The sequence below is a fragment of the Caballeronia terrestris genome, from assembly GCF_001544515.1.
In the GTDB taxonomy this organism is placed as follows: Bacteria; Pseudomonadota; Gammaproteobacteria; order Burkholderiales; family Burkholderiaceae; genus Caballeronia; species Caballeronia terrestris.
In genome coordinates, this window is sequence record NZ_FCOL02000012.1 from 36,865 (window position 1) to 57,211 (window position 20,347).

The window sequence follows — 20,347 nt, forward strand, 5'->3', positions numbered from 1 at the left end:
CTCGACTCCCGCGTCGAAAGATGACCACTGATGGCGTGAACGCGCGAAACGCGTCCCTATTGCGATGCAACAGCAGCGTTTGTGCCTGAACGCTGGCAAGGCCGTCCAGGCGCCCTTCGCGCGCCCTGACCCTCTGATTCGCGGCGACAAATTACAAACCGGCCGTCAGAAATTATTCTTCCGAGGCATCCAGACTCTCATCAGCGACGACAACCGGTCGATATCGATCGGTTTCGCCAGATAATCGCTCGCGCCCGCGGCCAGACACTGCTCCTGGTCGTCCTTCATCGCCTTCGCCGTGATCGCGATGATCGGCAGTTTCCGGAAACGCGCATCGGCACGAATCCGGCGCGTTGCTTCGAGGCCGTCCATGCCGGGCATCATCACGTCCATCAGCACGATGTCGATGTCCGGCGTCTTGTCGAGCGCGGCGATTGCCTCGAAACCGTTGCGGCCGATCTCCACGTTCAGCCCGTGATGCTCGAGCGCGCTCGTCAAGGAGAAAACGTTGCGGATATCGTCGTCGACGAGCAGCACGCGCCGGCCGTCCAGCGCGCGGTCGCGGGCCCGCGCGACGTTCAGCATCGTCTGGCGCTCGACGGAAAGATCGGTTTCCACCTTGTGCAGGAAGAGCGTGACTTCGTCGAGCAGACGCTCAGGCGAGCGCGCGCCCTTGATGATGATCGACTGCGAATAGCGCAGCAGCTCGGCCTCTTCGTCGTGCGTGAGGCTGCGGCCGGTATAGACGATGACCGGCGGAAACGAGCAGGCGTCCGTGCCCGCCATCTTGCGCAGCAGGTCGCCGCCCTGCATGTCGGGCAGCTTCAAGTCGACGATCATGCAGTCGAACACCTGCGTCTTCAGCAGTTCGAGCGCATCCTTGCCGAACTCGACCGGCGTGATCTCGATATCGGCGTCGCTGATCAATTCGACAATGCTCTCCCGCTGCCGCGCATCGTCCTCGACGAGCAGCACGCGCTTGATCTTCTGGCTGCTCTTTTCGTCGAGCCGCTGAAAGATCGCGGCAAGCTGTTCGCGCGTGGTCGGCTTGACCGCGTAGCCGATCGCGCCGAGATGCAGCGCGGTCTCGCTGCGATCGGACGCCGAGACGACGTGCACCGGAATGTGGCGCGTGCGCGGATTCGCCTTCAGCTCCTGAAGCACGACGAGCCCCGAGCGGTCGGGCAAATTCAGGTCGAGCAGGATCGCGTTCGGGACGAATTGTTCCGCGAGCCGCAGCGCTTCAACCGCCGTCGCCCCGATGATGCAGCGGTAGTTCAGTTCGTGCGCGAGATCGCGGAGGATGTGCGCGAACTCGGCTTCGTCTTCGATCACGAGGACCGTGCGGCGGCCCGAGGGAGCGTCGAGGCGGTCGTCGGGAATCGTCTGGATGATCGCTCCGTCATCGAGCGGCAGGACCGGAACGATGGGATTCACCCGGGGAAGCTCGGCAACCGGCGCCGGCTCGGCAGCGGCGCCGTACACGAGCGGCAACGTCAGCGTGAACGTGCTGCCCGCGCCGGGCGTACTGCTCAGCGAGATCGTGCCGCCGAGCAGATGCGCGAGACTGCGCGAAATCGACAAGCCCAGCCCCGTTCCGCCGTAAACCCGGCTCGTGGTCCCGTCGGCCTGCTGAAACGCTTCGAAGATCAGTTGCTGCTGCTCCGGCGCGATGCCGATGCCCGAATCCGTCACGACGAACTGCACGGCGTCGTCGCCCGCGCGCCTGAGCGTCACTGAGACCGAGCCTTTCTCGGTGAATTTCACGGCATTGGAAAGCAGATTCTTGAGGACCTGCTCGAGACGCCGAAAGTCGGTCGAGACTGTCGGACTCGGTTCGATCGCGTTCACGAAACCGAGCTGAAGCTGCTTCTGGCGCGCGAGTGGCTCGAACGTTCGCTGCAACGCTTCCACGATGCGTTGCAACGGCACGTCCTCGACATGCAGGTCGAGCTTGCCGGCCTCTACTTTCGAGAGATCGAGAATATCGTTGATGAGGCTGAGCAGATCGTTGCCTGCCGAGTAGATCGTGCGCGCGTATTTGATCTGCTCGCCGGTCAGATTGCCCGCCTTGTTCTCCGACAGCAGTTTCGACAGGATCAGCGAACTATTGAGCGGCGTGCGCAACTCATGCGACATGTTCGCGAGGAACTCGGATTTGTAGCGGCTTGCGCGCTGCAGTTGCTCGGCGCGCGCTTCGAGTTCGCCCTGCGCCGTGTTGAGCGCGACGTTGCGTTCATCGAGGATGCGTGCCTGATCGTAAAGCTGCTCGTTGTTCTGTTCGAGTTCCGCTTTCTGGTTCGCGAGATACGCCTGCGCCTGCGAAAGCGCGGCCGTCTGCTGTTCCAGTTCCTCGTTCGACGTGCGCAGTTCCTCCTGCTGCGTCTGCAATTCCTCGTTCAACTGCTGCGTTTCCTCGAGCGCGCGTTGCAGCCGTTCGCGATACTGCTCGGCCTCCACGAAGCCGCCGATGTTGCCCGCGATCGATTGCAGGAACTCGCGGTCGCGCTCGCTCACCGCATGCATGAAGCCGAGTTCGATCGCGCCGTTCGCGTGGCCATCGTTTTCGATCGGCAGCACGACGAGGCTCGCCGGTGTGTTCGCACCGAGCGCCGACGTCACCTTCCAGTAGCTGGCCGGCACGCTGTCGATGCTCGTGAGACGCCCCACATGCACCGCGTGTCCGACGACGCTATCCACGCCCGAGAACGATTCGGGAATCGCCGCGGATTGCGGATCGAAGCCGAACGCGGCCGTGCGCCGCAGCGTGCCGTCCTCGTCGCGCACGTAGAACGCGCCCATCGACACTTTCAGGTAATCGGCGAGGAAATCGAGCATCGCCTGGCAGAGCGCCGGCATCGACTGCGCGCCGACCACCTTGGCCGCCAGCAGCACCTGTCCGCCGCGCAGCCACGCTTGTCCGCGCAATTCCTCCGCCTGACGTTCGTGCTCGCTGATCGCGAGGCCGTAGGCGCCGGAAAGCTGCATCAACTCGCGCCGCCCGAACCACGCCAGGATCGCGCTGATCGAGAGGCTCAGCACAAGGAAAACGATCATCGTGACGATCGTAAGCTGCCGCGCCGACTGCACGCGTTCGACGCGCAAGGTCTGCTCGATGTTGAGAAACGCGTCGAGTTCGCGATCCGTTTCGCGCCGCTCCGCCATGCCGCGTCCGCCCTGCACGAGCGCGGCGGTGTCCTCCTGCTTGCGGCGCGAATCGAGCATGCCGTCCGCGATCTTGTCCCATTGCTGTTGCAACGCGCGAATGCGGGTCAGCCGGTCCACCTGAGCCGCGTTGTCGTCGACGAGTTGCACCATCGAATCGATTTCGGCGATGAGCTTCGGCTTCGCTATGTCGTAAGGCTCGAGAAAACGCGCGTCTCCGGTAAGGAGGAATCCGCGCAGCGCGCTCTCCTTCTCGCTGACGAGCCGCCCGATCTCCTGCGTGTTGCCGATCACGCGCTCGGAATGCTCGACCCAGTTGATCGCGGCGAGGAGATACAGCACGAGCCCGACAAAAGCGAGCGCCGTTGCGACCCCGGCGCCGAGCGGAAGCGCGATGTTGCGCGCGAGAATACGACGAAACGTCACCTGATCGACGCCGAACCGCGTAGGCATGTGCAACTCCGATGATGCGGGCCACGTCGCCCGCTTATTCTGTTCTTGGGTTCAACCGGAGCGAATCATAAACCGATTGGAGCGCAGTGCTCAGGCGGCTTGCGTCGATATGCCCGTTATGCCCATCGTTTGCAGCATGTCGCGTACCGCGTCGAGGGCGCCGCGCATCTCGCGCTCGCCGATCCGCCCGATGCAGCCGATCCGGAATGAATCCGCGACCGTCAGCTTGCCCGGATAGATGACGAAGCCGCGTTCCTTCAGGCCGTCGTAGAAGCGCTGGAAGTCGAACCGTTCGTCATCGAGCATGTGGAACGTGACGATGATCGGCGCTTGCAACCCGGTTTTGAGTAAAGGCTTGAAACCGAGTGCCGTCATGCCTTCGATGAGAACGCGGCAATTGTTCCGATATCGCCCGCCACGCCCTTCCACACCGCCTTCCGCGTTAAATTCTTCAAGCGCCTGATGCAGCGCGACGATTACATGCGTCGGCGGCGTGAAGCGGTACTGGCCGGTCTTCTCGAAGTTCGACCATTGATCGTGTAGATCGAGAACCAGCGTCGTCGCGTTGCCTTGCGAAGCTTCGAGCGCCGCACGACGGCAAATCACGAAGCCCAGCCCCGGCACGCCTTCGATGCATTTGTTCGACGATGCCGTGATCGCGTCCGCGTGCAATGCGCGGGCGTCGAGCGGGATCGCACCGAATGCGCTCATCGAATCGATCAGGAAGCGCTTGCCGTAGCGCGCGGCGAGTTCACCAATCTGCGAGACCGGATTGAGGATGCCCGATGTCGTCTCGCAATGCACCGCAAAGACGTGCGTAATCGACGGCGTGCGCTTAAGGATCGACTCGATTTTCTTGAGGTCGGGCGGCGCGTCTTCCGCCGTCTGATGCACGACCGTCTTGCGTCCTGCGATATCGAGGATGCGCTTCGCGCGTAATCCGTAAGCGCCATTGATCAGCACTAGCACCTTGCCATCGCGCGGCACGAGGCTCGTCAGCATCGCCTCGACGGCGAACGTCCCCGAGCCTTGCACCGGCACCGTTATGAACTCATCGCCGCCGTTCGCGATGTCGCGCAACTGCGCAAGCACCGATTTATTGATCGCGACGAAGTTCGCATCGCGCGAACCCCAGTCGTGCAGCATCGCCGCCTTGACGCTGCGTGACGTGGTCAGCGGGCCGGGCGTGAGGAGAAACGGGTCACCGGTTTCAGAGGCGAAAGGCGTGTCGGAAGGGGATCGAGGCATCGAAGATTCGTCCGGAGTCGGGAAGGTTACGCGTATTGTGCCAAGTCTGCCGCGTCAACGCGCCCGTAGCGCATCGACGATATTGAGCCGCGCCGCGCGAATCGCGGGGAAAAAACCACCGACGAGCCCCATCACCATCGAGAACGCCAGCGTCTTGATCACGACCGCGGGCGTCAGCACGAAGCCGAACGAGATGTCGGCGAAGGTCTGGAAGTTCGTCGTCGAGAAGGAGGCAAACTGCATCAGCGCGGCGCAGCCGAGGCCCGCCAGCCCGCCGACCAGCCCGAGCAGCAGCGCCTCCAGCAGGAACGCGGCAAGCACGTTGGCGCGCTTGAAACCAAGCGCGCGCAGCGTGCCGATCTCGGCGACGCGGTTCGCCACCGACGCATACATCGTGATCATCGCGCCGATCATCGCCGCGATCGAGAAAATGGTCGAGAGCGTGAAACCGAGGATGTTGATGAACGTCGAAAGCGCCTTCGACTGGTCGCCGTAGAACGTCCGCTCGCGTTTGGCCTGATCGGCGAGGCGCGGATCGACGTCGATATCCGCTGAGAATCGATCGAAACGATCTCCGGGTGCAAGCCGCACCACCATCGACGAATAGCTGGTGCGCCGGAACGACTGCATGAGCTGATCGACGTCGCCCCAGATCTCGGAATCGAAGCCGCTGCCGCCCGCATCGAAGTGGCCGACGATGGTCCAGTCGCGCTGCGCGAAGCGCAGATGCTCGCCGATGCGCGTCCCGCTGAACCCCTTCGCGATGCTGCTGCCGACCACGATCTCCGACGACCCCGGCCTGAACATGCGCCCCGCCACGAGTTTGACCTGCGGCCGCAGGCCCGGCCCCATCGGCGAGACGCCGCGAATCACAACGTTCGAGAGCCGCTCGGTGCCCGCCTTCGCGAGCGAGATCAGCACGACGGTTTCCTTCGACGCCATCGGCCGGCCGCTTGCATCCATCGCCACCGAAGGATGCATCTCCATGATGTTCGCCTGATTCCGGTCGATCCCGCTTTGCACCTCGGTTTCCGCGCCCTTGCGAATCACCACGACGTTGTCCTCCTCGCCGGTCGAGACGAGCGTCTTCTGCAAGCCGGCATCGAGCATCTGCACGGTCGCGAAGACGAACACGACGAGCGCGAGGCCGCCCGCCGTCAGGAGCGTGGTAAGGCGCCGGGCCCACAGGTTGCGCGCGATGTAGGAGAGCGGAATCGCCACGCGCGCCCCTAGCCGATCGCCCGCAGGCCTTCGACGATCCGCACCCGCGCCGCCTGCGCCGCCGGGATGATCGCGGCCGCGAGCGCCACGACGAACGCGCATGCGGCCTGCAACGCGAGCGTCTCGCCGGAAACGCGGAACACGGGGAACACACCGCCCGTCGCCTGCTTGAAGACGCTCGCGACCGGCGGCGTCGCGAGCATGCCGAGCGCGCCGCCGATCGTGCAGATCGCGATCGATTCGCCGAAGACGAGCAGCGCGAGAAAGCCCGGGCCGAAGCCGAGCGCCTTGAGGGTCGCGTATTCGACGGTGCGCTCGCGCGCGCTCATCGCCATCGCGTTCGCCATCACCGCCATGATGATCAGAATCACCACGTAGGACACGACGCGGATCGCCGCGATGATCTGGTTCGACATCGCGACGAAGCCGAGCTGAAACGCCTGCTCCGTTTCGGTGAGCGTCTCGGCCAGCGAGTTCTTGAAGACGGCGTCGACACGGTGCGAGACGGCGGCGGCATCGTCGGGGTTCTCGACGCCGAATACGTAGATGCCGACCTGATCGGCCCGTTTCGGCGAGATCTTGCGCACGCTCTCGTTCAGGTAGTCCCAGTGGAACAGCAACTGGCGCGTGATGGTGGATTCGTCGCGCCCTTCCATGATCCCGCGCACGACGAATTCCCATGTGCCCGGAAAGATCGTGCCCTTGATCGGGATCACATCGCCGACCTTGAAGCCGAACTGCGTCGCGAGTTGCCGGCCGATCAGGGCGCCCTTGCGGTCACGCACGTAGTCTGCGCGTTCCTTGTCTCCGAGGACGAGTTCGGGATACAAGTCGAGATAGTTGTCCGATACCGCGAACTGCGCGAAGAAGTTCTTCGGGTCGCGATACACGCCGCCGAACCAGTTCGAGCGCGCGACCGTCGTCACGCCGTCGACGCCCTTGATGCGGTTCTCGTAGCTGAGCGGCAGCGGGAACACGAGCGAGATCGCGTTGCGCGTCACGAGCCGCGCATTCGACGCCGCCGCGGCGCCCGCATACCACGCGTCGACGACCGTGTTCAGCAGCCCGAAAGCGAGTATCGCGATGGTCAGCCCGAGCACCGTCAGCGCGGTACGCAAACGGTGCCGCAGCGCGTTGCGCGTGATCAGCTTCAGCAGGACCATAACGCGCCGGGGCGATGCCGGTCAGGCGTCGTTCGCATGGATCAGCTCCCCCTTCTCCAGATGCACGAGCGCCTTCGCCGCGCCTGCCGCGTGCGCGTCGTGCGTCACCATGATGATCGTCTTGCCGAGCTCGCGGTTCAGGCGCTGCAACATCGAAAGAACTTCGGCGGCGGAGGTGCGGTCGAGGTCGCCGGTCGGTTCGTCGGCGACGATCAGGCGCGGATCGGTGATTAGCGCCCGCGCGATCGCCACGCGCTGCTGCTGACCGCCCGAGAGCTCGGACGGATAGTGGCTCGTGCGGTCGCCCATGTTCACCATGTCGAGCACCATCGCGACGCGATCGCGACGCTCCGCGCGCGTGAGGCGCGTGAGCATCAGCGGCAGTTCGACGTTCTCGAACGCGTTGAGCACCGGCATCAGGTTGTAGAACTGGAAGATGAAGCCGATGTTGGCCGCGCGCCAGTCCGCGAGCGCCGCTTCGCCGAGCCGCGTGATATCAAGGCCCGCGACGCGCAGCTCGCCGCTGTCCGGCCGGTCGATGCCCGCGATCAGGTTGAGCAGCGTGCTCTTGCCCGACCCCGACGGCCCCATCAGCGCGATGAAATCGCCGTCGCCGATGTCGAGTGTGATGTCGGTCAGCACGGAAACGTCCTGCACCCCGCGTCGATACGACTTCGCGACGTGGCTGATTTCGACGAGCGGCGGCGTGCTCATGCTATTTCTTCGCCAGAGTGACGCGCTCGCCGTCGCCCAGCTTCGCCGAGGGCGACAGCACCAGCACGTCGCCCGGCTTCACGCCGCTCACCGCCACCAGATCGCCGATCTTCGCGCCGGTCGTCACGGTAACTTCGTGCACGCGGCCGTCCTTCACGGCATAGACCACTTTCCGGCCATCGCGCGTGGCGATCGTCGCTGGCTGCACCGCGACCACCGGCTGCGTTTCGTCCGGCGGCACCGGCTTCGAGAGGAACGCGATTTTCGCGCTCATGTCGGGCAGCACGCGCGGATCGCGATCGACGAAACGCACTTTCACGAGCACGGTTGCCTTCGAGCGATCGACCGTCGGCACGATCCGCGACACGCGGCCCGCCGCCCGCAAGTCGGGCAGCGCGTCGAGCTGGATCTCGACCGGCGCGTCGATGCCGATCTTCGAAATGTTCGATTCCGCCACGTCCGCCTCGACTTCGAGCGTCTCCATGTCGGCGATCGTGACGACCGCGCCCTTGCTGTCGGAGGCCGACGAGAATGGCGTGATGTTGTCGCCCACGTTCGCGTGCTTTTCCAGCACGACGCCGTCGAACGGCGCGCGAATCACGGTCTGGTCGACGGCGACCTGCGCCGCGCGCGCATTCGCCTGCGCCGACGTAATCGACGCCCGGCCACTGTTGATCGACGCCACCGCCTTGTCGTAGCGGGCCTGCGCGGCGTCGAACTGGGTCGCGGGGATCGCGCCCTGCGGCGCGAGGATGCTCATGCGGCGCAGGTCGATCTCGGCGTTTTTCATCTCGGCGACCTGCAGTGCGAGATTAGCCTCCGCCACCTTCACCTGCGCCGACGCCTGCGCGAGCGACGCGGACACGTCGTCGCTTTCGAGCCGCGCGATCACCTGCCCTTTCTTGACGACGCTGCCTTCGAGCACGCCGAGCCATTCGACGCGCCCCTGCGCCTTCGACGCGACCGCGGCCTTGCGCTGCGGCACGACATAGCCGGTGGCGTTGAGGAGCGTGTAGTTTTGCGATGGATGAACGGAGGTGACGGTCGCCGTCTCGACGGCCGGCGGGCCCGTCAGCTTGAAAGCGAGGCCGATGAGCGCGAGGACGATCGCCGCGAGTACGGCGTAACGGAGCCAGCCGCGCCGCCGCCGTGGGACAGTGGCGGTGGGCGACCGGTCGATCTTCAGCTTTTCGAGATTGTGATCAGCCAATTTTGTGGGGCCTTGCGCCCGCGGCCGGCCACCTTGGCAAAGCGTGATGGAGGAACGCCTTTACATGAGTGACCGTCCGGCTCGTGGCGCCGTGAACGGGGTCCCAGTATAGCGCCGCGTTCTGCCTTTGCTTACAACGGTCTTGCTCGTCGTCTCACGCTCAATGTCATGCACGCGCGAACGCCTGCACGAGCCGGTTGAAGGCCCCGGCATGCGACACGTTCAGCCCGTGCGACGCGCCCTCGATGGTCTGCCGCTCGGCGAAATCCATCCACTCCGCGAGCTTCTCCACGTTGTTGCGGAACATGCGCGGGCTCTTCTGCCCTTCGATCAGCAGGGTTCGACACTTCACGTCACGGGCGGCTTCACGCGAATACGCGGGCAGCGGATCGCGGAACTGCTTCGGCAGCGTGGCGGCGTTGTCGATGGACATCGTGCGAAAGCCCGCCGGGCTCTTGCGCCACGAGCCGGGCACGCTCACCGAATCGACGAAAAGCTGCAACCCGGCATCGATTTCGCCTTGTTCGATCAGGTTCGCCACTTTCGCGCGCAGCGCATTGGTCGCGGCTGGCAGCGACGCTTCCGGCATGCCGTCGATCTGCAACGGGCCGCCCGGGTCTGCGAGCGTCAGCGACTTCACGAGCCGCGGAAAGCGGCGCGCGAGCTGAAACGCGACGCAGCCGCCGCGCGAATGCCCGACGAGATGCACCGGCTCGAGATCCATCGTTTCGATGAATTCGGCCAGTTCGGCGACGTGCGTTTCCCAACCGAATTCGCCCTGGATGCACGCCTCGCCCGCCGGCCAGTAATGGCTGAGGCTCACCGCGATCGTGCGGAAATCCTTCGCGAGCGGCTCCGTCTGGCCGCGCCAGAAGCGGTAATCGCAGAGCGATCCGTGCACGAACAAGAGCGGCTCGCCTTCGCCGCGCTCGACGTAGGGCACGCTGATGCCCGACGGGATCGTCGCAAAGGACATTTCGGACAGGGCAAGCACTGAGGGATCGATTCGCGCATTCATAGGTTGGCTCCTTGTGGACACTATGCCCGCAGCCAATATTCAAGAAAACCGCGTAATATTGATGGTATCCATTCGTTTTTCTGATACCAACATGAAATGAAAGCACTCGACCTCGATGTGATGACGATGATCGTCGCCGTGGCGGATACCGGCACGATCAGCCGGGCGGCGGAGGTCGTGCATCGGTCGCAGTCGGCGGTCAGCATGCAGATCAAGACGCTCGAAACGGCGCTCGGCAAGCCGCTTTTCGTGCGCAAGCCGCGCAGCGTCGTGCCTACGCAGGACGGCGAGGTGCTCCTGGCGTATGCCCGCCGCATGCTCGCGCTGCGCGAGGAAGCGTGGGCGGCGGTCGTGCGGCCCGATGTGACGGGACGCGTAAGCATCGGCGTGCCGGACGATTACGCGTCGTCGCTGCTGCCGCCGATTCTCAAGAAATTCTCAGCGACTTATCCGAAGGTGGAGATTCAGGTCGTCGGCCTGCCGAGCGTCGCGCTCGCGCCGATGGTGAAGGACGGCTCGGTCGATCTCGTCTGTGCGACGCGAGTGAAGGGCTTGTCGGGCGAGTTTATTCGCCTGGAGCCGATGGTCTGGGCCGCGGCGCCGAGCGCGCACGACATCTGGCGCGAACGGCCGCTGCCAATCGCGGTGTTCCTGCCGGGGAGCGTCGCGCGGGAGAACGCGATTCAAAGCCTCGAGCGCGCGAAGATTCCGTACCGGACTTCGTATGAGAGTCCGAGTCTGCTCGGGCTCATTACGATGGCCGAAGCCGGACTCGCGGTTACGCCGCTCGCGCGATGTGCGGTGCCCGCGCACTTTGCGCTGCTGGGCGCGGCGCAGGGCTTGCCGGAAATCGCGGCGCTGGAAGTGGTGCTCGCGAGGAGCACCGGGTCGAGGCGCCCGCCTTGCGATTTTCTGGCGGAGAAGATTATTTCGGAGTTGCGGCGGTAGTGGCGGCAGCCTTCCGGCCGCCACCCTCTAAAAGTTCCCTCACCGCACCAAACAAGGCTTCTTGTTATCGAACTTCCAGTTCGGAATCAGAAACTGCATCGCGACGCCGTCGTCGCGCGCGCCGAGGCCATGCTGCTGATAAAGCGCGTTCGCCTTTTCGAGTTCGTCCATGTCGAGTTCGACGCCCAGCCCCGCTTTCTGCGGCACTTTCACTTTCCCGCCCACGATTTGCAGCGGATCGCGCGTCAACCGTTGTCCGTCCTGCCAGATCCAGTGCGTATCGATCGCGGTGATCTTGCCGGGCGCCGCCGCCGCCACATGCGTGAACATCGCGAGCGAGATGTCGAAGTGGTTGTTCGAATGCGAACCCCACGTCAGGCCCCAGTCGTTGCACATCTGCGCGACGCGCACCGAGCCCTGCATCGTCCAGAAATGCGGATCGGCGAGCGGAATGTCGACCGATTGCAACTGGATCGCGTGGCCCATCTGGCGCCAGTCGGTCGCGATCATGTTGGTGGCGGTCGGCAGGCCGGTCGCGCGACGGAATTCCGCCATCACTTCACGCCCCGAGTAGCCGTTCTCCGCGCCGCACGGATCTTCCGCGTACGCGAGCACGTCGTGCTTGTCGCGGCAGAGGCGGATCGCTTCCGCAAGCGACCACGCGCCGTTCGGGTCCAGCGTCACGCGCGCGTTCGGGAAGCGCTCGGCGAGCGCCGTCACCGCTTCGATTTCCGCATCGCCTGCCAGCACGCCACCCTTCAGCTTGAAGTCGTTGAAACCGTAGCGCGCCTGCGCAGCTTCCGCGAGCCGCACGACTGCTTCCGGCGTCAGCGCGACTTCGGTGCGCACGCGCTCCCAGTCATCGCGGCCTTCGGCGCCGCTCGCGTATGGCAGGTCCGTCCTGTTGCGATCACCGATATAGAACAGATAACCGAGCATTTCCACTTCATCGCGCTGCTGCCCCTCGCCGAGCAGCGCCGCGACCGGCACGCCCAGATGCTGCCCGAGCAAATCGAGCAGCGCGGCTTCGAGCGCGGTCACCGCGTGAATCGTCGTGCGCAGGTCGAAAGTTTGCAGGCCACGACCGCCAGCGTCGCGATCGGCGAATTGGGTGCGCGCCTTGTTCAGCATTGCCTGCAGGTTGCCGATCGACTGGCCTACCACGAGCGGCCGCGCATCGTCGATCGTCTGGCGGATCGCTTCGCCGCCCGGCACTTCGCCCACGCCCGTGTGACCGGCGCTGTCCTTCAGGATCACGATGTTGCGCGTGAAGAACGGGCCGTGCGCGCCGGAGAGGTTCATCAGCATGCTGTCGCGCCCGGCGACGGGGACGACGCGCAGTTCGGTGACGGTCGGCGTGGCGTTGGCTTGAATCGGGGTCGTGGACATGAACGGGTACCAGTATGAGTTGATGAAGAAGCGATGCTTAAACCGTTAGGAGCGAAGGCGCGACCCGGGCGACGATTTCGACCCAGTTCGCCCCGTTGCCGCCTTCGCAGCGCGAAAGCAGCGAGAGCGCGCCGGATTCGGCGTCGATGCCGTAGACCGCCACGTGCGAAGACTTTTCCCCGCACGCAACGAGGAAACGGCCCGCCGGGTCGATCCGGAAGCCGCGCGGCTGGGTTTCGGTTTCGATGAAGGTTTGGTATTCGAGCGTGCCGTCCGGCTGCACGCGGTAGGTGATGAGCCGGCTCGTCGTGCGCTCGGAGACGTAGACGAAGCGGCCGTCCGGCGTGAGCTGCATGTCGGCGCCCCAGACGAGCGTGGCGAGCGTCTCGGGATCGATCGGCGTGCCGCCTCGGACTTGACCGTCCTTCAGGTGCGCGAGCGCGGCCGGACGCGGCGACACGCCGGCGGCACTCAGCCGGCCCGTCTCGCGATCGCGTTCGAAGACGGCGACCGTCGCGCGGAATTCGCTCACCACGTAGAGCGTGCTCTCGTCCCGCGAGAAGCGCAGGTGGCGCGGGCCGAAGCCCCGGTCGAATTCGAGCGCGTCGAGGTGGGCGAGTTCGCCGTGCTGGTCTTGCTTCAGTTCGTAGCAAAAGAGCCGGTCCGAGCCGAGCGACGTCACGTAGGCGAACCGCCCATCGCTGGAAACGATCGCTGCGTGCGCGTTCTGAATACCGTCGACGACGAAAAGCGGCTTGCCGATGCCATCGGCGATGCGCTCGACGTCGTAGACGCTCGCGCGGTTCTCGCCATAAGAAGCGCCGAACAGATACCGCGAGAGCGGGTCCGCCGACAGATACGCGAGGCTCGATTCGATCGGCGCGGTGACGCGGTGCGACAGGTCGCCGGTCGCGGCATCGATCGAATAGGCAATGATCGAAGGCCGCGCGCCGCGCGTCGCGGCGTAGAGGGTGCGCTCGTCGGGCGAGAGCGTCATCGGCTGGGTGCTTTCGGCGGCCACGTGCCGCGCGACGGCTTCGAGCTCACCGCTCTGGGTATCGAGGGAAAAGACGGAGATGTCACCGTCGATCGAGTTCGAGACGTACACGGAATAAGAATCGGGCAATGGTTGATTCATGATCGGTCGTTCCTCTAGTGGAATTTGATTTCGACGGCGGCGTTCAGCGATGCGACGTCCAATCCGTATAGTCCGCCCGCTACTTAGGCGATGTGCGGTTGAAATACCCGGACGGGGTCAACGCGGCCGACAGTTACGTTGTCTGATGACATTGTATGACTTTGCGATATACACGCAATAAGGGGTTTACCCTTTTGGCGATGTAACCCTTATCCTGAATGGCTTAGAGCCGCTTTTCTCCGCCCTAAAAAAGACTCAATGACGACATCGGACAACTCAGATCATAAGCGGGAGATCTGACAACACCGAACAACGAACCCAATAGCCAAAAAGACGAAAGCCGACTCCCGTCGGCTTTCGTCTTTCATGGGGCACTGAATGGGGCGTTGACCGCCCCGCCCGTTACCGCGGAATAAAGTGATTCTTGACCGCCTGCGCCGAATTCCTGAGCAAACCCATGTCCGCGCAAACGGCCACAAGCGTGCCGCCCATCGCCAGATAGCGCTCGGCGTCGGCCTGGACGGGCGCGAGTATCCCGCTTGCCTTGCCGCCCGCCTTCACGCGCTCGAACACATGCGCGATCGCCTGCTGCACGTCTGGATGATTCGCGTTGCCGATATGCCCGTAAGACGCCGCCAGATCCGACGGCCCGACGAACACGGCATCGACGCCATCGACCGCCGTGATCTCGTCGATCGCCTCGACCGCCGCGCGGCTCTCGATCTGCACGACGACGCAGATGTTGTCGTTCGCCACGTCGAAATAATTCGCGACCGTGCCGTACCGGTTGCCCCGCTGCCCCACCGACACGCCGCGAATCCCCTGCGGCGGATAGCGCGTCGCCGCGACGGCGCGCTCGGCATCGGCGGCGCTGTCGACGAAAGGAATCAGGAAGTTGAAGAATCCCGCATCGAGCAACCGCTTGATGACGACGCTGTCGTTCGCGGGCGGCCGGACCATCGGCGCCGTCGCACTGTCCTTGAGCGCCATCAGTTGCGGGATGAGCGTGAGCACGTCGTTCGGGGCGTGCTCGGCGTCGAGAAGCATCCAGTCGAAGCCGATCATGCCGAGCAGTTCGGTGGTGATCGGGCTCGCGAGCGACGCCCAGCAGCCAATGAGCCTCTCACCCTCGGCGACGGACGCCCGGAACGCGTTGGGCAGCGGCTGGTACGGTTTTGATGCAGTCATGGTGTCCCCTGGGAGGCGTGCGAAGTAACAAGTTATACGACGTCTGAACTCAGATTACCAACGTTCGACGTTGACGGAACAGCCGCGTAAACCCGTAACTTGTGAAAACCGATATCAGCACAGAGATAATCGCTTGCTGGGCAAAGCCTCTTTGTTATACGATGACTGATGTTAAGCTAACTATTTCTGGAGACGAGATGCAAATCACTGGCGACATGCTCATCGGTCGGCTCGCGGTGCGCGGTAGCGACAAGCCCCTGCACGCGTTCAATCCTTCCACCGGCGAAGAGATCGCCGCGCCGGTCTTCGGCAGCGGCACGGCGGAGAACGTCACGGCGGCATGCGAACTGGCGCAGAAAGCGTTCGACCCGTACCGCGCCCTGCCGCTCGCGGTGCGCGCGGAGTTTCTGGAGCGCATCGCCGATGGCATCGCAGGCTTGGGCGACGCGCTGATCCAGCGCGCCCAGGAAGAGTCGGGCCTGCCGAAAGCGCGTCTCGAAGGCGAGCGCGGCCGCACGATGGGCCAGCTCAAACTGTTCGCGCAAGTCGTGCGCGCCGGCCAGTGGCTCGCCGCGACGCTCGATTCGCCACTGCCCGAGCGCAAGCCGCTGCCGCGCTCGGACCTGCGCATGCAGAAGATCGCGATCGGCCCGGTCGCCGTGTTCGGCGCGAGCAATTTCCCGCTGGCGTTTTCCGTTGCCGGCGGCGATACCGCAGCCGCGCTCGCCGCGGGCTGCCCAGTCGTCGTGAAGGCGCACAGCGCGCACCTCGGCACTTCCGAGATGGTCGGCCGCGTGATCCAGCAGGTCGCGAAGGACATGGACCTGCCCGAAGGCGTGTTCTCGATGATCGTCGGCGCGGGACGGACGGTCGGAGAGGCGCTGGTCGCGCATCCGGCGATCAAGGCGGTCGGCTTCACGGGATCGCGTGCGGGCGGCACGTCGCTCATGCAGGTGGCCGCGCGCCGCCCCGAGCCGATCCCCGTCTACGCCGAGATGAGCAGCATCAACCCGGTCTTCCTGTTGCCGAACGCGCTTGCCACGCGCGGTGCGGCCATCGCGCAGGGTTTCGTCGATTCGCTCGTGCTCGGCGCGGGACAGTTCTGCACGAATCCGGGGCTCGCGATCGGCATCGAAGGCGCGGAGCTGTCGAAGTTCATCGAGACGGCATCGGCGGCGTTGAGCGCGAAACCCGCGCAGACGATGCTCACGTCGGGCATCCATGCGGCTTATCAGCAAGGCGAAAGCCGGCTGGCCGCGATCGAAGGTGTGGCGAGCGTCGCGCACGGTGTCGAAGCGAACGGCCCGACGCAAGCCTGTGCCGCGCTCTTCGTGACCGACGCGCAGACGTTCCTCGCCAGGGCCGAGCTGGAGGACGAGGTGTTCGGCCCCGCATCGACGATCGTGCGTTGCAAGGATGCGCAAGAACTGGCGGCGGTCGCGGAACATTTCGTCGGCCAGTTGACGGCGACGATCCAGATGGATCGCGACGACTTGCCTGCCGCGAAGACGCTCGTGCCGATTCTCGAGCGCAAGGCGGGACGTATCCTCGTGAACGGCTTCCCGACGGGCGTCGAGGTTTCGCACGCGATGGTCCACGGCGGTCCGTTCCCCGCGACGTCCGACAGCCGCGTGACCTCGGTCGGCACGACGTCGATCGAGCGCTTCCTGCGGCCGGTCTGCTATCAGGACTTCCCGGCGGACCTGTTGCCCGAAGCGCTGTCGGATGCGAATCCGCTCGATTTGTGGCGTCGCCGGGATGGCGAGACCGTGCGCGGTTGAGCGCCTTTTTGTGAATCATCGAAGCGGCTGCGAGGCCGCTTTTTCGTTGGCGCGACGCGTGCTCGGAGGATAATATTCAGACGTTGTCGGACGACTTGAAAGCGCGTCGTTGATCGAAGCTGCGCGGAAGTCCGACGACCCCATCGACGAACTCCATCCCGCAAGCCCTTATGAGCAGCCTCACCGACAAAGTCGTCGCCAGCCTCACCGAAGACATCGAGCGCGGCATGCTCCGGCCGGGCGACAAGCTCCCGACCGAGGCCGCGCTGATGAAGCAGTTTTCGGTGAGCCGCTCGGTCGTGCGCGAGGCGATCTCACGCCTTCAGGCGGCGCGTCTCGTCGAAACGCGTCACGGCATCGGCACGTTCATCCTTGGCACGGACAAGGACGCTGCGATGCATCTACCCGAAGCCGATCTCTCCAGCATGCTCGACGTGATGGCGATCATCGAGTTTCGTATCGACCTGGAAGCGGCCGCGGCGGCGCTCGCGGCGATGCGTCGCAACGAGCAACATCTGGAGCGGATCGCGGCAACGCTCGAACACTTCGAAGCCGAACTCGCGAACGGCAGCACCGACGTGCTGGCGCACGACGTCGAGTTTCACCTGCAGATCGCGCGCGCGAGTGGCAACCGCTACTTCTTCGACGTGCTGAGCCAGATGGGCCGCGCGGTGAGTCCGCGCACGCGGCTCGGTCGAGCGGAGATCGCGGAACTCGATCAGATCGAACGCCTGCGAAACGTGCTCGGTGAACACAAGCTGATCTATCAGGCGATCGTCCGGCAAGACGCCGACGATGCACGCGCCGCCATGCGCATGCACCTGAGCAACAGCCGCGAGCGGTTGCGTCGTGCTCACGAATCGACGGTGACTTAACGCCGCACCGGTTCGGCGCACCCACGTCTCAACAAATCGCGGCGTTCCTGCGCAATCCGAAACGTCATCCAAACACGACAACAGACGGTCATTTCGGACACCGTTGTCACGTCTTGTTCCCCGAACAAACGATCTCACCTGACAGCGCAGGAAAATCCTTCTGCACGCCTTCATCGACGTCAAAACTTGTGAGTGGTCGCCCACATACGCGCCCTATTCCGTCTCCTACGATTCGCAACGCTGAAGGTTTCGAACAAGAACGCAAGCGAACCGGAGCACGCCATGAAGATCTCGTCGGTCGTCGCCTTTGTCTTGAGTCTTGGACTTCTTTTGAGCGTCGAGCTTCACGCACAGACGACGCAACCGTCCAAGTCCTTCGCCGATCTTAGCGACACCACCGACGCCGCCACCGACAATGCCTCCGAGAACACGCCGGGCGGACTCGCATCGAGTCGCGCAACGTGATACGCGACACGCTCTTCGTGAAGACCAGCTATCAGGTCATCCTGCGCACGGAGTGCGAGGACTTCACGGGCGAGTTCGTCATGCATTGCCACATCCTCGAACATGAGGATCGCGGGATGATGCAGAACGTCGAGATCGTCTCGCCGACGACTGCCTTCCTCAGGCAGATGGCGACGCCCGTCAAGCTCGCGTCGAGCAAGGCCGAGCAGTGGTTCGCGCAACTTGTAGGAGCTAAATCGGCGAACGCGCAGGAAGTGTTCGCGTCGTCGCTGTGCACGGCGAAAGGCGCTTCGGTGCAGGCCTTTACGACTCGTTGAAATCGATCAAGAAGCGAACGGCGAAGTCTTGCGCAGCGCCATCGCCATCGCCTGCATCGCGACGAGATAGCCGTCGACGCCCAGTCCGCAGATCACGGCCGTCGCCGCGCGCGACACCAGCGAGTGGCGATACGTTTCGTCGCGCTTGTGGATGTTCGTGATGTGCAATTCGATCAGCGGCCGCTGCACGAGCTTGACCGCGTCCAGCACCGGAACCGACGCGAACGAGAACCCCGCCGGATTGATGATGACGCCGGCATCGCGTTCGAACGCTTCCTGCAGCCAGTCGACGAGCGTCGCCTCGCTGTTCGTCTGCCGGAACTCGCACGCGAGATCCAGCTTGCTTGCGAGTGCCTCCGTTTCCTGCTGCACGCGCGCGAGCGTCGTGGTGCCATAGAGATGCGGCTCGCGCTTGCCCAGCATGTTGAGGTTCGAGCCGTTCAGTACATATACGAGTTCAGTCATTGTGGTGCTCACGTTTGCGATGGTGTTGTGTTTCGTTGCTTCGAGTGCGGCATGCGCCGCTCAGTGGCTGTTGCTCATGCTGGCTTGCGGAAAGTCATCGTCGCCGGCGAGACGCGCGGCCGAGTCCGTGCGGTTCATGTCGATGCCGAGCGTTTCGGGCGCCGTGAGGATCGCGACCAGCGAGATCACGTTGAACGCCACGCACACCGCGACGACGCCCCACGGCGAGCCGTTGCAGATCGAAAAGAGCCACACGGCGAGCACCGGCATCGGACCGCCGGCGATGAGGTTCGCTCCGGTATAGGCGAGCGCCGAGCCGGAATAGCGCACGTTGGTCGGAAACGCTTCGGCGAACGCGACCGGCTGGATGCCGCTCTGGAACTGCGTGAAGCCGAGGAAGAAACCCATCGCGGCGAGCATCGGCAGGAAGCTCTTGGTATCGAGGATCTGGAAGTACACGAAGAGCATCAGGAGCGTCGCGATCGAACCGATGGCGAGCGCCTTCTTCCGGCCGATCTTGTCGCTCAGCATGCCGCCTGCGAGCGCCCCGACGATCGCGCAGACGTTCGCGCCCATCAGCAGCAAAAAGCCGGTCTGCTTCGGCACGGCGAGCGTCTTCGTGATGTAGCTGAGCGAGAACACGACGATCAGATAAAAGATCGCAGCCGGTCCGCAGAAGAAGAGCATCCAGCGCAGCACGGTCCGCCAGTGCAGGCGCAATGCATCGCGCAAGGGGCTCGCGACCTGCACGACCTGCGTCTTGCGCAATTCGACGAACGCCGGCGTTTCGCTGACCTTCAGCCGGATATACACGCCGATCACGATCAGCACGAAGCTCATCAGGAACGGAATGCGCCAGCCGTAGGAGTCGAACGCTTCCGCCGACATCATCGACGCCAGCAGCAACAGTACCCCGTTCGCCATGATCTGGCTGAGCGGCGAGCACAGGCCGAGCAGGCCCGAGTATTTGCCGCGACGGTCGGGGCTCGCGTGTTCGATCGCCATCAGTTGCGCGCCGGTCGATTCGCCGCCGAGCGCGAAGCCCTGCAGGATGCGCAACACGACGAGCAGGATCGGCGCCCACAGGCCGATGCTCGCGTAGGTCGGCAAGAGGCCCATCAGCATCGACGAAAGGCCCATGATCGAAACCGTGCCGAGCATGAGGTTGCGCCGGCCGAGTTTGTCGCCGAGGTGTCCGCAGATGACCGCGCCGAGCGGCCGCGCCGCGAGGCCAACGCCGAACGTCGCGAGTGACGCCAGCAGCGCGGAGGTCGAATCCATCGCGGGGAAAAAGAGCTTCGGCAGCACGGTCGCGGCCAGTGCGCCGTAAAGCGTGAAGTCGAACCATTCGAGCGCCGTGCCTACCGCCGCGGCGGTCACGGCGCGCGTGCGCATCGCTGCGTGCGCTTGCTGTGCTTCCTGAGTCATGTTGTCGTCTCCTCTACGGGTCGCTATGTCGGGCCGCTTTTTCGATGTGCGCGGCCGTTGGTCATCGGATGTTTTGGGCCGGCGCTCGACGAGCACCGAACCGTAGAGCGAGACTATCACTGGTGGGTGGGATGTCGTTCCAGGGTGGAATTTCATCTCAT

17 protein-coding genes are annotated in these 20,347 nt (G+C 64.3%); 5 read left to right on the plus strand and 12 right to left on the minus strand.

Going from position 1 to position 20,347, the window contains the following annotated elements:
- Positions 1-165: 165 nt before the first annotated feature.
- From AWB67_RS12695 to AWB67_RS12725, 7 genes are all read right to left on the minus strand, one after another.
- Positions 166-3,618: a response regulator gene (locus tag AWB67_RS12695; protein WP_087656599.1), complete on the minus strand. Its 3,453-nt coding sequence runs from the start codon at positions 3,616-3,618 to the stop codon at positions 166-168.
- A 90-nt stretch (positions 3,619-3,708) separates the two neighbouring features.
- Positions 3,709-4,866 (minus strand): 2-aminoethylphosphonate--pyruvate transaminase, encoded by a 1,158-nt coding sequence (locus AWB67_RS12700; RefSeq protein ID WP_087656600.1) that lies wholly within the window; start codon positions 4,864-4,866, stop codon positions 3,709-3,711.
- 54 nt (positions 4,867-4,920) lie between these two features.
- Positions 4,921-6,087 carry an ABC transporter permease gene (locus AWB67_RS12705; RefSeq protein WP_087656601.1) on the minus strand — a complete coding sequence of 389 codons (1,167 nt, stop codon included), beginning with the start codon at positions 6,085-6,087 and terminating at the stop codon, positions 4,921-4,923.
- Positions 6,088-6,095: 8 nt separating this feature from the next.
- Positions 6,096-7,250, minus strand: a complete 1,155-nt coding sequence (locus AWB67_RS12710; RefSeq protein WP_087656602.1) for an ABC transporter permease — start codon at positions 7,248-7,250, stop codon at positions 6,096-6,098.
- 21 nt (positions 7,251-7,271) lie between these two features.
- Positions 7,272-7,964, minus strand: a complete 693-nt coding sequence (locus AWB67_RS12715; RefSeq protein WP_087656603.1) for an ABC transporter ATP-binding protein — start codon at positions 7,962-7,964, stop codon at positions 7,272-7,274.
- Position 7,965: 1 nt separating this feature from the next.
- Positions 7,966-9,174 (minus strand): efflux RND transporter periplasmic adaptor subunit, encoded by a 1,209-nt coding sequence (locus tag AWB67_RS12720; protein ID WP_087656604.1) that lies wholly within the window; start codon positions 9,172-9,174, stop codon positions 7,966-7,968.
- A 166-nt stretch (positions 9,175-9,340) separates the two neighbouring features.
- Positions 9,341-10,192 (minus strand): alpha/beta fold hydrolase, encoded by an 852-nt coding sequence (locus AWB67_RS12725; protein ID WP_087656605.1) that lies wholly within the window; start codon positions 10,190-10,192, stop codon positions 9,341-9,343.
- A 96-nt stretch (positions 10,193-10,288) separates the two neighbouring features.
- Between AWB67_RS12725 and AWB67_RS12730 the strand changes: the two genes are divergently transcribed.
- Entirely contained in the window at positions 10,289-11,140 is an 852-nt protein-coding gene (locus AWB67_RS12730) for a LysR substrate-binding domain-containing protein (protein ID WP_200822219.1), read from the plus strand.
- A gap of 39 nt (positions 11,141-11,179) precedes the next feature.
- On the opposite strand, the gene gudD is transcribed toward AWB67_RS12730, so the two are convergent.
- The 3 genes from gudD to garL form a co-directional block, all read right to left on the minus strand.
- Positions 11,180-12,529, minus strand: coding sequence for a glucarate dehydratase (gene gudD, locus AWB67_RS12735; protein WP_087656606.1), 1,350 nt, complete (start codon positions 12,527-12,529; stop codon positions 11,180-11,182).
- A 37-nt stretch (positions 12,530-12,566) separates the two neighbouring features.
- A complete protein-coding gene (locus AWB67_RS12740; RefSeq protein ID WP_087656607.1) occupies positions 12,567-13,667 on the minus strand; it encodes a lactonase family protein in 1,101 nt (366 codons plus the stop codon).
- Between the two features lie 402 nt (positions 13,668-14,069).
- The gene (gene garL, locus AWB67_RS12745; RefSeq protein ID WP_087656608.1) at positions 14,070-14,855 is read right to left on the minus strand and encodes a 2-dehydro-3-deoxyglucarate aldolase; all 786 of its coding nucleotides are present in this window, start codon (positions 14,853-14,855) and stop codon (positions 14,070-14,072) included.
- Between the two features lie 197 nt (positions 14,856-15,052).
- Between garL and AWB67_RS12750 the strand changes: the two genes are divergently transcribed.
- From AWB67_RS12750 to AWB67_RS12765, 4 genes are all read left to right on the plus strand, one after another.
- Positions 15,053-16,636 carry an aldehyde dehydrogenase (NADP(+)) gene (locus AWB67_RS12750; protein WP_087656609.1) on the plus strand — a complete coding sequence of 528 codons (1,584 nt, stop codon included), beginning with the start codon at positions 15,053-15,055 and terminating at the stop codon, positions 16,634-16,636.
- Positions 16,637-16,806: 170 nt separating this feature from the next.
- Entirely contained in the window at positions 16,807-17,511 is a 705-nt protein-coding gene (locus AWB67_RS12755; RefSeq protein WP_087656610.1) for a FadR/GntR family transcriptional regulator, read from the plus strand.
- Positions 17,512-17,793: 282 nt separating this feature from the next.
- On the plus strand, positions 17,794-17,976 hold the full coding sequence (locus AWB67_RS12760) for a hypothetical protein (protein WP_087656611.1): 183 nt from the start codon (positions 17,794-17,796) through the stop codon (positions 17,974-17,976).
- Positions 17,973-18,293, plus strand: coding sequence for a multicopper oxidase domain-containing protein (locus AWB67_RS12765; RefSeq protein ID WP_327365785.1), 321 nt, complete (start codon positions 17,973-17,975; stop codon positions 18,291-18,293). The genes AWB67_RS12760 and AWB67_RS12765 overlap by 4 nt, the downstream gene beginning before the upstream one ends.
- Positions 18,294-18,299: 6 nt before the next feature.
- Here the strand turns inward: AWB67_RS12765 and AWB67_RS12770 are convergent, their stop codons facing one another.
- Positions 18,300-18,758, minus strand: coding sequence for a type II 3-dehydroquinate dehydratase (locus tag AWB67_RS12770; protein WP_087656613.1), 459 nt, complete (start codon positions 18,756-18,758; stop codon positions 18,300-18,302).
- A gap of 60 nt (positions 18,759-18,818) precedes the next feature.
- The gene (locus AWB67_RS12775; RefSeq protein WP_087656614.1) at positions 18,819-20,186 is read right to left on the minus strand and encodes an MFS transporter; all 1,368 of its coding nucleotides are present in this window, start codon (positions 20,184-20,186) and stop codon (positions 18,819-18,821) included.
- Positions 20,187-20,347 lie beyond the last annotated feature (161 nt).